The sequence below is a fragment of the Dactylosporangium sp. CA-052675 genome (assembly GCF_050947935.1).
Taxonomy (GTDB): Bacteria; Actinomycetota; Actinomycetes; order Mycobacteriales; family Micromonosporaceae; genus Dactylosporangium.
In genome coordinates this window covers 6076782-6092090 of the sequence record NZ_CP192010.1, presented here as the reverse complement: position 1 = coordinate 6092090, position 15309 = coordinate 6076782, and the positions used below count along the sequence as shown (strand labels likewise).

Here is a 15309-nt window from a genome sequence, read left to right as displayed (position 1 = left end):
CGGGTCGGTGCGCGGGTCGTCGCCGTGCGCGTGTCACAGCTCGGAGGGCTGTCTCGTCTTGGGTTTCGAGGACAGGATGCCGAGGCGGGACGCCCTCCCGCGGCAAGGAGCTGGTCATCTTCGGCTTCGGCGACGCGCCGACGACCGTTCCGGACGTGCGCGGCGCGACGATGTGGGTCTTCACCGTCGTGGTGGGCGCCATGTTCGTCCTCGGCGCGGTCGTCCCGCTCGCGCTCCACCAGGGCTGGGGCCGCCGGGTCCCCGCGTGGGTGCTCGCCGGGTGCTGCTGGATCGGCGGCGTACTGCTCGTGCTGCGCGGCGCCTCGGGCCTGCTCGACACCGCGTTGCGCACCACGGGCCTGGTGCGCAACGGCCTGACCGGACTCACGTACGAGCAGGAGCTCGGTGTCGCCCACCCCTCGGCCTACACGATGTGGTCGGGCAGTGCGATCGACGCGTACTTCGCCCTCGGCGGCGGCATCTTCCTCATGGCCGCGATCGCGCACCGCCGGGCCCGCCGGGATGCGCCGCCGCATCAGACCGGCGCGACAGCGGGCAGGTAGCGGCCGATCGCGAACCACGCCGCCGCGGCCGCCGCCGCGCCGACCACGAGTGCGCAGAGGACCAGGGCCGCCAGCGTCGCCGGCTCCACGCGCCGCGTCACGCGCGCCGGCACGCCCTGGCGGCGCAGGGCGACGAGGTCCGCGCGGCTCGCGCCCAGCGTCGTCACCAGGAGGCCGGCCGCGGCCAGGGCCACCGCGGCGATGCCCGCCAGCAGCGAGTACCGCATGCCGAGGGCACCGCCGGCGCGGCCGAGCAGCGCGCGCTCGCCGGCGGTCGTGCGCTCACCGGTGACCGTCAGGCCCGCGGCGGTGAGCGCGTCCACGATGGACTGTGCAGCGCCGGCGGCGAGCCAGACCTCGGCGTTGTCGGTGACGCCGGAGTCGCCGGCCAGGCGATCGGCGTACTCGAGGTCGATCAGGGTGCCATGGGCGCCGAGGCGGGGCAGCGTGCGGGCGGTCGCGGCGACCGTGACCGGCACCGGAGTGCGGTCGAAGACCATCAGGGGGCCGTCCAGCGGCGCGGTCGCGATCACCGGAATGCTGTCCGGGACGCCGGCCGGGCGCAGGAGGCCCGCGTCGGGGCGGGCGCCGGCCTGCAGCGTGAACGTGACGCCGTCGGGGGCCGCGGTGACCGACCCGTCCGGAGGCGTGCGCCAGTCGCGGGTCGGCGGGGCGTGCAGGGTCAGGACCACGGTCGGGCCGGCGGTGCCGGGCAGGTCGACGTCGAGATCGGCGAGCCGGCAACCGGCGGTGCAGGCGGCCGGCTGGGAGTACACGTGCCGGCCCGGTCGAAGGCGGCCGAGGCGCACCTCGAGGCCGGGCGAACCGTCCAGCGGGGCCAGGTGCGCGGTGAGGTCCGGGGTCAGGTCGTCGAGGCGGGTGGCGGTGATGTCGAACGCCACGGTGCCGCCGTGCACCGCGACCGGAGCCGCTGCCGGGAACGGGCGCAGTGCGCGGGCGAAGCCGGCCGGGGACAGCCGGGTGGCGTCCACGGCGAGCAGGCCCTGCAGCGGGACGACGGCCATGGCGAAACGTCCGGAAGGGTCGGCCGCACGGGTGGCGGTGAGCAGGCGCTGGCGGGTGACCGGGCCGAGGGTCAGCGCCCGGTCGGCGCCGACCGCGATGGCCGCCCGCGTGGACTGGTTCGCGGCGGCGACGGCGACGCCGGTGGCCGCGAAGCCCAGGAGCGCCACGGCGACGACGAGCACGCTCAGCAGGCGGCGGCCGGACGGCTGGCGGGCCAGGCGCAGCGCGGCGAGGGCGGCGACCGGGCGGCCGCGGTGCAGCGCGGCCGCGGCGGCGCGGGCGGCCACGAGCGGCATCGCCCGCGCGGCGAGCAGGGCCACGGCCAGCATGAGCAGTGCCGGGGCGAGGGGGGCCACGCCGTACACGCTGTCGCCGGACGCGTGGAAGTGCACCACGGCCACGACGGCGAGCAGCACGACCAGGGTGTCGAAGGTCGCCGACCGCCACCGGGCGCCCCGCCGGTCCACCCGCCGCAGCAGGTCGCTCAGCGGTGCCGAGATCGCCCGGACGGCCACCACGGCCCCGGCGAGCACCACCGCGGCGGCGAGGGCGGCCCCGTACCGCAGCGCCACCGGCACCCCGGCCCCGGCGACCAGGCTGCCGGTCAGGCCGCCGGCGAGCACGGGCACGACCGGCTCGGCGATCGCGAGCCACCAGCGGCCGGGCCGGCGGGCGCCCCGCAGCGCGACGACGCCGTGCTCGAAGCGGCTCGCCCGGGCGCCGGTCGCGATGGCGAAGAGGAGCACGGCCCCGCCGAGCAGCGCGACGGGCACGGCCGCGAACGGCACCGGCTCGCGGGCCGCGGCGAGGGCGGCGTCGATGCGGTCGAGCAGGGCGCCGAGACCGATCGAGGCCTCTCCGCCGCCGTCCCCGGGGTCCACCTGCGACAGCCAGGCGCGCAGCCGCGGCAGGGTCGCGACGCGGATGGCGCCGGGTTGCGGGTACGCGTCGAACGTCTGCAGCTCCGAGGTGCGCGTGAAGCCGCCGAAGGTGCGCCGGTCGACGTAGACGGCGGCGTCGGTGCGGCCGCGGCCCCAGTACGGCCCGGCGATCGGGCGCACGATGCCGACCACGGTCAGGTAGCCGGGCGCGCCGTCGGCGACGAACTGGCTCGTGGTCGAGTTGTAGGAGGACGAGCGCAGCACGAGCGGGTCGCCGAGCCGCACCCCGAACCGCTGCGCGGTCTGCTCGCTGAGCACGGCGTCGCCCTGGCCCATCAGGCACCGTCCCTCGTGGACGGTCACGTGCTCGCAGAGGTCGTCGCGGAACGTCACCTGCCGCGTGCCGTCCAGGAACACCGCGGGCTCGTCGGCCGGCTGCGCGACGAACGACGCCGAGAACACGCGCGTGAAGCCGGGCGCGTCGAGCAGCCGGGCGCCGCTGCGTTCGAAGCGGTCGTCCATGGTGCCGGCGCCGTTGGGCTCGACGGTGGCGGAGACGAGCATGGCGCGCTCGTCCGGGCGGGCCGCGGCGACCTCGTCGGCGACGATGCCCTCCTCGGTGCGGGCCAGGTAGACGGGTGCGAGCGCGACCGCGGCCGAGGCGAGGGCGGCGAGCAGGAACAGCGCGACGGCCGGGCGCCGGCGGGCCCGGAGCATGGCGAGCGTGAGCGCGATCATCGGCGGCCTCCCGAGCCGAGCGCGGCGGCGGCGAAGCAGACCGTGGCGGCGGCGAGGGCGGCCAGCAGTGCCGGTACCGAAACCGGCGGCTCATGCACGGGCCAGCCGTCGGTGAACGGCCGCACCGGCGAGCGCAGCAGCCCGCGGGCCGCCGCCGCGGCGACGAGCCCGATCGCCAGGGCCAGGGCCACGGGCGCCAGGGCGGACCACCGGCCGGCGGCGCGCAGCACCGCCGCGGGAACCCCTGCCGTCGCAGCGCCTCGGCCTCGGCCCGGCGCTGGCGGCGCTGCACGGCCGCGACGACGGTCAGCGCGGCCCCGGCGAGCAGCAGCGCGACGGCGGCGGCGAGCAGGTGGAAGCGCAGCGCGGCGGCGGGGCCGAGGCGCGCGAGGCGGTCCCGGGCGGCCGCCACGGAGTCGCCGCCGGTGATGCGCAGGCCCGCCGCGGTGAGCCGGTCGGCGATGTCCGGCGGCGCGCCGGCGGCCAGCCACACCTGGTCGCGCTCCTCGGCCCGGGCGCCCTGGGCGGGCGTGAGCCCGGTGGTGAGCCGGTCCGCGTACTCCAGGTCGGTGAGGATGACGCCCGGCATCCCGTCCACCGTGGACGGTCGCACGGGCAGCGCCACCCCGGCGACGGTGAGCTCGGCGGTGCCGCTCTGGTCCGGCTCCCGCAGGCTGCCCGGGGTGCCCAGGACCGGCAGCGGCAGCGGGGCGTCGACGACGTACAGGTGCTGGTCGACCTCCGTGGCGCGGTCCGGTGCGATGGTGGCCAGCCGCATCCGGCCCTCGCCGCGCAGCCGCTGCAGCCCGGTGGCCGCGGCGCCGACGGTGGTCCGCCACCGCGCCGGATCGGCGAACGCGGCCCCGTCGAGGACCACCTTCCCGTCGGCCCGCAGCTCCGCGAGATCGAGCTGCGCTCCCGGGTCTCCGCGCAGATCGAGCGCGACGACCCGGCAGCCGTTCCCGCACGCCGTGATGTCCGAGTCGTACGTCCCGTCGCCGCCGATCGCCCCGAAGTCCGCGCGCACCGTTTCCCCGGTGCCGTTCACGGCGAGGGTCAGGCCCACGGCGACCGTCCCGCCGCCGGCCGCCCGCAGCGTGAGGGTGGTGCCGGTGAACACGATCGGCGGCGGGGCGGGCGGGCGCAGCCGTTCGATCGCGGGTCCGGGGTCGAGCGCGGCGACCGCCCGCAGCCGGGACGAGTCGACGGCGAGGATCCGCGGGCCGGGGCCCGACGCGTGCGCCACGACGACGGCCATGGCGTGGCGGCCCCGCGGATCGGCGGCGCGGACGGCGGACAGGAGGCGGTCGTGCGGTACCGGCGCGATCTCCAGCACCCGGTCGGCGCCGACCTCGGCCTGGGCCCGGTGCAGCCGCGCGGCGTCGGCCCGCACCCAGTCCTGCGCGGCGACCCCGCTCACGCAGGCGGCCGCGGCGAGGACGGGCACGATCCGGTACGCCGACGCGCGCCGGGCCAGCAACAGCGCGCTGAGCCCGGCGGTGACCCGGCCCCGGGCCAGGGCCGCGCGCCCGGCGGCGACGGCGGGCGGCAGCAGCAGGCGGGTCAGCAGCACGGCGGCGGCCGTGGCGAGCAGGACGGGGGTGAGCAGTTCGAGGCCGAAGCCGTCGACGGGCGCCTCGCCGGTGACCGCGGACTGGTAGCCGGCGGCGACCGCGAGGGCGACGACGGTGAGGTCGAGCGCGGCCCCGGCGAGCGCGGCCCGGCGCGGCGGCGCGGACCGCAGCAGCCGCTGCACCGGGGCGCGGGTGAGCCGCCAGTCGGCCGCCACGATGAGCACGAGCGCCCCGGCCCCGACGACGAGCCCGGTCCTCCCCGCCACGGCGGCGCCGACGAGGGCGGGCAGCGCGCTCTGCCCGGAGGTCGCGGCGAGGACCCGCCAGCGTCGCGCCCCGCGCAGTGCGATGCGGGCCGCGTCGGCGCGGCGACCCTCGGCCGCATACCAGGCGGTGACCCCGATCGCGATCCACCCGATCGCGGCGAGCTGCACGGCGGCGACGACGATGCCGTGGGTGACCGCGTACCGCTCGGCGGCGACCGCCCGGCTCAGCGCCTCGGCGCTCTGGCTCACCTCCAGGGAGTTGCGCTGCAGCCGCGCGACCGCGGCGGCCACCGGGGCGGGGTCGCCCCGGCCGAACTGCGCGGCGGGCAGGAGCAGGTCCTCGGTCGCGTAGGCGGGCACCCCGGCCGCGGCGATCGTGTCGAGGGTGGTGATCGCATAGTCGCCGGGCTGCTCGAACGTGCCGACGACGGTCAGCGTGAGCGGTTGCCGGCCGAGGGCGTTGGAGTGCTGGACCGTCGTCGTGCCCAGCCGCTCGGCCAGGGCGGCGGGCAGCACCACCTCGCCGGCCCGGGCCGGGCACCGGCCGGCGAGCGTGAGGCCCGCGCACCCGTCGTCGCGGTACCGCAGCTCGGTCGTGACCCGCTCCCCGGCCGGCGTCGCGACGAAGCCCGGGAGCTGGACCCCGGCCAGGGCCCGTTCCAGCGCGAGCCCCGCCGTCGACTCGGTCGTCGCGCGGAAGCGCTCCAGCGCCTGGTGCGGGTCGGCGCCGAGCGCGATCGCGCCGCGCACGGCGATCGTGCGCTGGGCCGGCGGGGCGGCGGCGATCAGCGCGGCCGTGACCCGGGCCGCCTCCCGCTCGGCGAACCGGCCCGCCGCGGCGAGCGCGCCCGCCGTGAGCGCGACGAGCACCGCCATGACCACGGCGGGACCACGGCGGGTGCGGATGGCGCTCCAGACGACGGCCAGCACGCGCAGACCATAGCCGGACCCCGGACGCCGCGTGGGATCGCTCCCACGAAGTGGATCGCCCGGAGCGGGGCCGCCCGGTCAGCCCGTCGAAGGAGTCAGGGGCTCGGGTCCGGCCGCCGCGTCGAGGCTCACCTCGGGTCCGGCGTCGGTGCGGGCGAGGTATCCGGGGCGCAGCGATCGGCGAGCGCGGACGGCGGCCTGGATCGCCATGGCCGCTCGTTGCTGGAGGTACCGGCTTCTGGCGATGATTTCGGTGGTCTTCTCGGTGAGGACGACGTGCCGGGGCCGATCGCTGGTGCTCACGTACCCTCGATACCCATGTGCGGGGCCGGACGGCTCCACCCTTCGGTCTTGATCGTCCGGCCGAAGGGCCGAGGAACGGTTGCCGCGCTCGCCCGCACCATTCGCCGCCGTCCGAAACTTTCAGTCTCGAAACTTCGAAACTTCCGGCCGGAGGTCCGCTTCTTCGCACCTCCGGCGTGTTGCGAGGCCCTTTCGCGCCGCGAGACCTTCCGAAAGTATTCCGGAAACTCTTGCTCGCCGCCGACGGCCCGTGCCAGCATGGCATCGCATTGAAGCCCACCGTTCTGTGGTCCGGGTCATGCAGCCCACCGACACCCCCTGCGCACGCGCGGCGGCTCCCGCCTGCCCGCGTGCGGTGGGCGGCGACCCGGCCCCGGGACCGAGAAGGAGGCCCATCGTGGCAACCAGACGATCGTTGCGCGTCAAGGCGGTGATCGGCGGGGCCGTCGCCGCCGTCGCCGTGGCGGGCGCGATCATGACCATTCCGAACGCGAATGCCGCCGCCAGCACGCTCGGGGCGGCGGCGGCGCAGTCCGGGCGGTACTTCGGCACCGCGATCGCCGCGGGCCGGCTCGGCGACTCGACGTACACCACCATTGCCGGGCGTGAGTTCAACATGGTCACGGCCGAGAACGAGATGAAGCCCGACGCCACCGAGCCGCAGCGCGGGCAGTTCAACTTCAGCTCCGGCGACCAGATCTACAACTGGGCCACGCAGCGCGGCATGAAGGTCCGCGGGCACACCCTCGCGTGGCACTCCCAGCAGCCGAGCTGGTGGGGCGGGATCAGCGGCAGCACGCTGCGCCAGGCGATGATCGACCACATCAACGGGGTGATGGCCCACTACAAGGGCAAGCTCGCCTACTGGGACGTGGTCAACGAGGCGTTCAACGAGGACGGCAGCCGCCGCCAGTCCAACCTGCAGGCCACCGGCAACGACTGGATCGAGGTGGCGTTCCGGACGGCCCGGAACGCGGACCCGTCGGTGAAGCTGTGTTACAACGACTACAACATCGAGAACTGGTCGTACGGCAAGACGCAGGGTGTGTACAACATGATCCGGGACTTCAAATCCCGTGGTGTGCCGATCGACTGTGTGGGGTTGCAGACGCACTTCACCGGGGGTAGTTCGCTGCCGTCGAACTTCCAGACGACGTTGTCGAGTTTCGCGGCGCTCGGGGTGGATGTGGCGTTGACTGAGGTCGATGTGACGAATGCGTCGACGTCGCAGTATGCCGGGTTGACGCAGGCGTGCATGAATGTGTCGCGCTGTGTCGGTATCACGGTGTGGGGCGTGCGTGACAGTGACTCGTGGCGTTCGAACGAGAGCCCGCTGCTGTTCGACGGTGGCGGCAACAAGAAGGCCGCGTACACGTCGGTCCTCAACGCCCTCAACGCCGCCGGCCCGACCACCTCGCCGACCACCTCGCCGACCGGCGGCGGCACCCAGTCCCCATCGCCCACGCCCACGACGGGGGGCGGCGGCGGGGGCCGGATCGTCGGCGCGCAGTCGGGCCGCTGCATCGACGTGCCGAACGCGTCGCACACCAACGGCACCCGGGTCCAGCTCTACGACTGCAACGGCCAGAGCAACCAGGCCTGGACGTACACGTCCAGCAAGCAGCTGCAGGTGTACGGCAACATGTGCCTCGACGCCGCCGGGTCCGGCAACGGTGCGGCGATCCAGATCTACAGCTGCAACGGCCAGACGAACCAGCAGTGGAACGTCAACTCCAACGGCACCATCTCCGGCGTGCAGTCCGGGCGCTGCCTGGACGTCTGGGGCACCGGCAACGGCCAGCAGGTCCAGCTCTACGACTGCTGGGGCGGGGCGAACCAGCGCTTCAGCCTGAGCTGAGCGCACGAGCGCTGCAGCCCGGGGGCTGAGCGCATGGCACCGGGCCGGTGTGGCGGTGGAGTCCCCGCCGCCGCACCGGCCTACGCCAGCGGGGGCCGGACGCGGAAGGTGCTGTCGGTGCGGAACGCCGCGGTGCCGTCCGCCTGCCGCACCCACAGCTGGTCGCCCTCGCGATGGATGAAGTACCCGCGGTAGTTCGACGCCTCCAGCATCACGTCGCCGCCACCGGTGCCGAGCGGGCAGAACGTCGCGTCGCCGCGGAACAGCCACGTGCCCTCGTTGTGGCTCAGCCGCAGCCGCCAGGACGCGTGGCGCAGGTACTGCCCGTCGGCGGCCCGGAACGAGTAGCAGGCCGCGTCGGCCAGGCCCGGCACCGCCTCGAACGTGGCCCGCTGCCGCGAGGATGCGGTGCCGGGCTCCACGAGGATGCCGAGCTGCCCGTCGGTGCCGAGGTAGCGCCCGGCGGTCGCCCCGAACTCGAGCGACACCGGCCCGGGACGCAACGTGACCGGCGCCGAGGGCGGCGCCGCAGCCGGCGACGACGGCGCCGCCGACGGCGCCGACGGCGACGGCGACGGCGCCGGCGCCGACGGCGACGGCGCCGGCGCCGATGACGGCGGGGCGCCGCCGGAGGGGCTCGCCGCGGACGGTGGCGAGGGCTCACTCCCCGGCCAGGTCGCGGCGGCGGCCACGACCCCGGCGGCCAGCGAGCCGGCGACGACGAGCTTCGCGATCGGCAGGCCGGCCGCCCATCCCGCCTTGGCCGAGCCGCTCGCGGTGGCCTTGACGAGCGCCCGGTACGCGGTGCCGGCGCCGGCCCCGATGACGGTGTCGTGGGTCGTCAGGGCGCCGGTGAGCGCGAACGGTACCGGCAACAGCGCGAAGCCGGTCAGGAGCCGCTCGGTGCCGACCATCCCCTCGGCCGCCCGGGCGCAGGCCACGCAGGAACGGGTGTGCCGGGAGATCCGCTTGCGCCACAGCGGGCCGGGGATGCCGTCCCAGCCGGCGACGACCGTGTCCAGCCACGGGCAGCGGGGCCGGGCGTCCAGCGCCGCCACGAGCAACCGTGCCTGCTCGAGCCGGTTGCGCATGCGCTGGATGCGCACGCCGGCGTGCACGACGCCGACGCGGAGCGCGGCGGCGAGCTCGGCGCGGGTCAGCTCCTCGGCGATCTCCAGCCACCACAGCGACCACAGCACGCGGTCGTCGGGGTCGAGCCAGCCGACCGCCTGCCCGACCTGCCGCCGCTGCCCGGACAGCTCCACGCGCAGGACGGTGAGGTCCTCGAAGTCGTCGGCGTCCGGCGCGTCGGTGAGCGCGTCCAGGGGCGCCCGCCGCCCGGCGGTGATGCGCTCGCGCTGCAGATAGGTGCCGGCCTGCCGGACGGCGATCGCGGCCAGCCAGGAGCGGAAGCTGTCCGGTTCGCGCAGCGACGGCAGCTGCCGCAGCGCGCGCAGCATCGTCTCCTGGACCACGTCGTCGACGGCGCCCGGATGCCCGGCGAGGGCGCGGCGCACGATGGTGTAGACCAGCGGCAGGTGCGCCTCCAGGAGGTCGCCGAGCGCGCGCTCGTCACCCGCTTTCGCCGCCGCGACCAGGGAAGTCCGGCCGGCCTTCGTCGTTGCCAAGATGCCATCACCGGCCGTTGCGGTCGAGGGAGCCGGGTGTCCATCTCGGCATACCGCCCGGGACGTTGTCAAGCAACCCAGCCCGTGACATTCGCGAATATGTGCGCGGGCCGGGCCGGCGCGCACGATCCGGATGCCGGCGCCGCGCCGCGGGGCGACCATGAGCGGTGCGCGGGCATAACGCTTTTCGCGAAGGCTCCCGTACACTGCGCGATGTGATCGACAGGCACTCGCCGCCCCCGCGCGTGCGCTGGCGCGGTGACCTGCCCGTGGCCGAGATCGCCCAGCTCGCCGGCGTCTCCCAGCCCACGGTCTCCAAGGTGCTCAACGGCCGGGCCGGGGTCGGCGACTCCACCCGCCGGCGGGTGGAGTCCCTGCTGCGCGAGCACGGCTATCGCCGGCCGGCCGCCGCGCCCGGGACGGCGGGCGTCGAGGTGCTGTTCTCCGGGATGCTCGCCTACATCGCGCTGGAGGTCGTCCGCGGCATCGAGGACGTGGCCGCCGCCCGGGACCTGACCGTGAGCGTCACCGACATCGCGCGCCGGGCCGCCGCGGGGCAGTCGTGGATCGAGCCGCTGCTGCTGCGCCGGCCCGTCGGGGTCATCGCCGCGTTCGCCGGGTTCACCGACGAACACCTCGAACTGCTCGACGCGGGCGACATCCCGGTCGTGACCCTCGACCCGATCGGCGACGTGCACCCGGTCCCGTCCGTCGGCTCGAACAACTGGAGCGGCGCCCTCGCCGCCACCCGGCACCTGCTGGGCCTCGGGCACCGGCGCATCGGCGTGATCACCGGGCCGGTCAAGGACCTCGCCGCGCGGGCCCGCCTCGACGGCTTCCGGGCCGGGCTCGACGCCGCCGAGGTGCCGTTCGACGAGGGGCTGCTGCGCAGCGGCGTCTTCACCTTCGAGGACGGCCGCGACCTCGGCCTGGACCTGCTGCGGCGGCCCGACCGGCCGACCGCCGTGGTCTGCGGCGACGACCTGCAGGCCCTCGGCGTCTACGAGGCGGCGCGGATGTGCGGCCTGAGCATCCCGGAGCAGCTCAGCGTCGTCGGCTTCGACGACATCGAGCACTGCGCCTGGGCGGGTCCGCCGATGACCACGGTGCGCCAGCCGTTCGCGGAGATGGGCGCCGCGGCGGCGCGGCTCGTGATGACCCTGGCCGTGGGCGAGCGCCCGGCGCAGACGCGGGTCGAACTCGGCGCCGCCCTCGTCGTGCGCGGCAGCACGGCGCCACCGGCCGCCTGCTGAAGCGTGCGGCGCGTTCCGGTCGCGTTCGGGTCGCGTTCGGGTCGCCGGCCGCCGGAACGCTCGGCGCGGTCTCGTGGTGCGCGGCGGCACGGCGCCGCGCGCTGAAACTTTCAGCGCGTTCGAGCCGCCCGAGTGGCCGTGTTCGCCCGCGTTTCGCGCTCTGCGGGCGCGCCCGTGGCCGGCGGGCGGGCGGGACCGCGCCGTCTGCGCATTGACGCCCTTCGTGTGACCATGGACATTCGCGAATGTCATTCGTCCGGATCGTGGCGCCCGCCGATGCGCCCGTCCGGCCGCATCGGTCAGACCCGGAAGGGGACCCTCCCTCATGACCCGAACCATCCGCGGCGGCCGCGGCCGTCTGCGCCTCGCCGTCACGCTCGCCGCGGTGAGCGCCGTGGCCGCGGGCGCCGCCGTCGCCCTCGCCTCCGGTGCGGAAGCCGGCAGCACGCTCGGCGCCTCGGCGGCGGAGAAGGGGCGGTACTTCGGCACCGCCGTCGCCGCGGGGAAGCTGAGCAACAGTCAGTACACCGGCATTCTCGACCGCGAGTTCAACATGATCACGCCCGAGAACGAGATGAAGTGGGACGCGACCGAGCCCACGCAGGGGCAGTTCCGCTACACCGGCGCCGACCAGATCGTCGCCCACGCCCAGGCCCACGGGCAGCGGATGCGCGGCCACGCCCTGCTCTGGTACCAGCAGGAGCCGGGCTGGGCCCAGAACATGTCCGGCAGTGCGCTGCGCAGCGCCATGATGAACCACGTCACCACCGTCGCCGGGCACTACAAGGGCAAGATCTACGCCTGGGACGTGGTGAACGAGGCGTTCGCCGACGGCAACAGCGGCGGGCGGCGCGACTCGAACCTGCAGCGCACCGGCAACGACTGGATCGAGGCCGCGTTCCGGGCCGCGCGGGCCGCCGACCCGGGCGCCAAGCTGTGCTACAACGACTACAACACCGACGGCATCAACGCGAAGAGCACCGGCGTCTACAACATGGTGAAGGACTTCAGGTCGCGCGGGGTGCCGATCGACTGCGTCGGGTTCCAGTCGCACCTGGGCGGGCTGCCGCCGTCGGACTACCAGGCGAACCTGCAGCGCTTCGCCGACCTCGGGGTCGAGGTGCAGATCACGGAGCTGGACATCTCCGGCTCCAACCAGGCCACCGCCTACGCCAACGTGGTCAAGGCGTGCCTGAACGTGTCGCGGTGCGCGGGAATCACCACCTGGGGCATCCGTGACAGCGACTCGTGGCGCACGGGCGAGAACCCGCTGCTGTTCGACGCCAACGGCAACAAGAAGGCCGCGTACACCGCCACGCTCAACGCCCTCAACGGCCCGGGCAGCACCGTGTCCACCCCGCCGGTGAGCTCCCCGCCGCCGGTCAGCTCCTCGCCCGGGGGCGGGACGGGCAACGGCTGCACCGCGACCGTATCCGTCAACCAGTGGGAAGGCGGGTTCGTCGCCACCGTCAGGGTCACCGCGGGCTCGTCCGCCATCAACGGCTGGACCGTCACCCTGCCGGTGCCGTCGGGTGCGACCGTCACCGGCTCCTGGAACGTCACCCGCTCCGGCAACTCCTGGACGAACGTGTCCTACAACGGGCACGTCGAGGCCGGGCAGTACACGGAGTTCGGCTTCCAGGCCACCGGGACCGCCTCGGGCCTCAACCCGGCCTGCTCGGCCGCCTGACATCGCGCACATCGGGCTGGAAGCGACGCCCGATCGCGTGGCCGTGCGGTTGGCAGACCGCACGGCCACGCACCCGCTGCCGGCCTGCGCCGGCAGCACGCGGCCGGTGGACGGGGCCCTGCCGCAGGGCCCCGTCCGTCACTCGGGCTGGCCGTTGCTGACGACGAGCTGGACCGGGCCGCCCTTGGTCGTGGCGCCGCCCGGGTTGGTGCGGTCGACGGTGCCGCCCGGGCACTTGGACGGCACCTGCGCCGCGGCGACCGTGACCGAGAAGCCCGCCTTGGCGACCTTGTCCCGCGCCTGGTCGACCGGGAGGCACTTGACCGACGGGATGTCGACCAGCTTGCCCTGCGCGCGGTCCTTCGTGGGCGCGGTGAACTTGACCTCGGGCTGGCCGGCGAGACCGTCGCGCAGCACGCCGAGGGCCGCGTAGTTCACCGGTGCGTGCTGCATGTCCACGGTGGTCTCGGGCCAGTCCGGGTCGGTCAGGAAGCCGGAGACCGCGAGCTGCTTGGTCATGACGGTGAACGTGGCGCTCTTCTCCGAGTCCGTCGTCCCGGACTTGCCGGCGATCTGCCGCTTCACGAAGCCGCGCGCGTACTGCGCCGTCGCCCCGTTGCACCTGCTGGTCGCGGACTGGTCGCCGACCGGGCAGCGGGCCATGTCCACCGCGGCCCGCGCGACCTCGGGGTCGACCACCTGCCTGCACTTCGGGTCGAGGCCCTCGACCTTCTTGCCGCTGTTGTCCTTGACCTCGAGGATCGGGGTCGGCTCGCAGTAGAGGCCGTCCGCGGCGAGCGTGCCGTAGGCGTTGGCCAGCTGCAGCGGGGTCGTGGCCGACACGCCCAGCGTGAACGCGCCCCACCCGTCCGGCTTGGCCGCGAGGTCGGCGTCCTCCTTGGCGTTGAACTGGATGCCGAGGCGCTTGGCCACGTCGACCACGTGCTTGACGCCGACCTGCTGCTCGAGCGGGACGAAGTAGGTGTTGATGGAGCTGCCGAACGCGGTCCACATGTTGTACGGCCCGGACTGCCCGCCGGAGTTCTTCGGGCAGTAGTGGTTGCCGTTGCACGTGGCCGGCCCGCCGCCGTTGAGGATGAAGTCCGAGACGAACTGCTTCTCGGTCTGGATCGTCGTGGCCAGGGGCAGGCCGGACTCCAGCGCCGCCACCGCGGTGAACATCTTGAACGCGGAGCCGGCCTGGTAGCCGGGGATGTCCGCGTCGCCGGTGATGATCGGTACCGTGGTGTTCGGGTAGTTGCCCTTCTGGCCCTTCTTGCCCGGGTTCGTGTTCTCCTTGTTGCCGCTCTGGTCGTTGCTGAACGTCCGGTTGGTCGCCAGCGCGGTCACCCGCCCGGTCCCGGGCTGGATCGCGGCGAGCATGAGGGCGCTGGAGTTGCCGAGGTGGATCTGCTGGTTCTTGGCGACGTCCTTGGGCTGCTCCTGCGCGTACTTCGCCGCGGCCGTCTGCGTCTGGATGTCCAGCGAGGTGATGATGGTGTAGCCGCCCGCCCGCAGCCGGTTGGCGCGCTGGTACTCGTCCTCGCCGAACACCTTCTGGTCGTCCCACCACCGCCGCAGGTAGTCGCAGAAGAACCCGGCGCCGAGCTCGGGGGAGGCCTGGATGGACTCGCAGCCCTCCGGGGTCCGCTTGCCGACGATGGTCAGCTTCTCGGTCGCGGCGGCATCGGCGGCGGCCTTGTCGATGTAGCCCATCGAGACCATCTGGTTGAGGACGTACTTCTGCCGCTTGACCGCCTCCGGGTAGCCCTTCTCGGTGGCGGGGTCGTTGGTGCCCGGTGCCTTCACCAGCCCGGCGATGAGCGCGGACTCGGGCAGCGTGAGGTCCTTGGGGTCCTTGTCGAAGTACACGTGCGCGGCCGCGTAGACGCCGTAGGCGCCGTGGCCGAAGGGCGCGATGTTCAGGTACCGCTCGAGGATCTCCTTCTTGGAGAGCTTCTTCTCGAGGTCGATCGCGTACTTCATCTCCCGCAGCTTGCGCGAGCTGGTCTTGCCGGTGGCGTCGACGACCTCCTGCGGCGTCTGCGCGGAGTAGGCGATGGCCTGCCGCACGTACTGCATCGTCAGCGTCGAGGCGCCCTGCTCGGTGCCGCCCGCGTTCTGGTTGGCCACGAACGCCCGCGCGACGCCCTTCACGTCCACGCCGCGGTGCTCGTAGAACCGGTTGTCCTCGGCCGCGACCATCGCCTGCTGCATGACCGGGGCGACGTCGTCGATCTTCACGTCGCGGCGGTTCTCGTCGTACATCATCGCCAGCCGCGTCTTGCCGTCCGCGGCGAGCACGTAGCTGATCTGCGGCGACGGCAGCACGACGAGGTCGCTGGACATGCTCTCGAACGTGTCCGAGCCGGTCTTGGCGGCCAGCCCCGACATCGCCACGACGGGGAACGCCGCCCCGGCGACCACCAGCCCGGCCAGCAGCCCGCACAGCAGCAGCGAGGCCGCGCTGGGCAGCAGGCTGTTCCTACGAATTCGTACCCGGGCCACGCTGTCGTCCCCCCGTGTCATGCGGTGTCCTGTGCCGTCGCCGTCCTCGTCCGTCCTAAACGCGGAACACGGAGCGTGAGGTTGCCACCGG

9 protein-coding genes are annotated in these 15309 nt (G+C 74.4%); 5 read left to right on the top strand and 4 right to left on the bottom strand.

The features are described 5' to 3' along the window. The first annotated feature begins 155 nt into the window (after nt 1–155). Nucleotides 156–563 (top strand): hypothetical protein, encoded by a 408-nt coding sequence (locus ACQP1P_RS27185; RefSeq protein ID WP_433074333.1) that lies wholly within the window; start codon nt 156–158, stop codon nt 561–563. Here the strand turns inward: ACQP1P_RS27185 and ACQP1P_RS27180 are convergent. Together ACQP1P_RS27180 and ACQP1P_RS27175 are read right to left on the bottom strand one after the other, a co-directional pair. Further along, entirely contained in the window at nt 536–3208 is a 2673-nt protein-coding gene (locus tag ACQP1P_RS27180) for a hypothetical protein (RefSeq protein ID WP_433074330.1), read from the bottom strand. The two genes, ACQP1P_RS27185 and ACQP1P_RS27180, sit on opposite strands and share 28 nt — an antisense overlap. Then, nucleotides 3205–3438, bottom strand: a complete 234-nt coding sequence (locus ACQP1P_RS27175) for a hypothetical protein (RefSeq protein WP_433074328.1) — start codon at nt 3436–3438, stop codon at nt 3205–3207. Before ACQP1P_RS27175 ends, ACQP1P_RS27180 begins: the two co-directional genes overlap by 4 nt. Before the next feature lie 122 nt (nt 3439–3560). Between ACQP1P_RS27175 and ACQP1P_RS27170 the strand changes: the two genes are divergently transcribed. Both ACQP1P_RS27170 and ACQP1P_RS27165 read left to right on the top strand, forming a co-directional pair. Continuing rightward, entirely contained in the window at nt 3561–6554 is a 2994-nt protein-coding gene (locus ACQP1P_RS27170; RefSeq protein WP_433074325.1) for a hypothetical protein, read from the top strand. A 124-nt stretch (nt 6555–6678) separates the two neighbouring features. After that, nucleotides 6679–8139, top strand: a complete 1461-nt coding sequence (locus ACQP1P_RS27165) for an endo-1,4-beta-xylanase (RefSeq protein WP_433074322.1) — start codon at nt 6679–6681, stop codon at nt 8137–8139. A gap of 80 nt (nt 8140–8219) precedes the next feature. On the opposite strand, the gene ACQP1P_RS27160 is transcribed toward ACQP1P_RS27165, so the two are convergent. Continuing rightward, complete coding sequence (locus ACQP1P_RS27160; protein ID WP_433074319.1) at nt 8220–9767, bottom strand: sigma-70 family RNA polymerase sigma factor; 1548 nt, start codon at nt 9765–9767, stop codon at nt 8220–8222. A gap of 215 nt (nt 9768–9982) precedes the next feature. On the opposite strand from ACQP1P_RS27160, the gene ACQP1P_RS27155 reads away from it, so the two are divergent. Both ACQP1P_RS27155 and ACQP1P_RS27150 read left to right on the top strand, forming a co-directional pair. Beyond that, nucleotides 9983–11020, top strand: a complete 1038-nt coding sequence (locus ACQP1P_RS27155; RefSeq protein ID WP_433074316.1) for a LacI family DNA-binding transcriptional regulator — start codon at nt 9983–9985, stop codon at nt 11018–11020. A 325-nt stretch (nt 11021–11345) separates the two neighbouring features. After that, the gene (locus tag ACQP1P_RS27150; protein ID WP_433074313.1) at nt 11346–12710 is read left to right on the top strand and encodes an endo-1,4-beta-xylanase; all 1365 of its coding nucleotides are present in this window, start codon (nt 11346–11348) and stop codon (nt 12708–12710) included. Between the two features lie 138 nt (nt 12711–12848). Here ACQP1P_RS27150 and ACQP1P_RS27145 read toward each other — a convergent pair whose 3' ends face one another. After that, entirely contained in the window at nt 12849–15239 is a 2391-nt protein-coding gene (locus tag ACQP1P_RS27145; RefSeq protein ID WP_433074310.1) for a penicillin-binding protein, read from the bottom strand. Nucleotides 15240–15309: the final 70 nt, after the last annotated feature.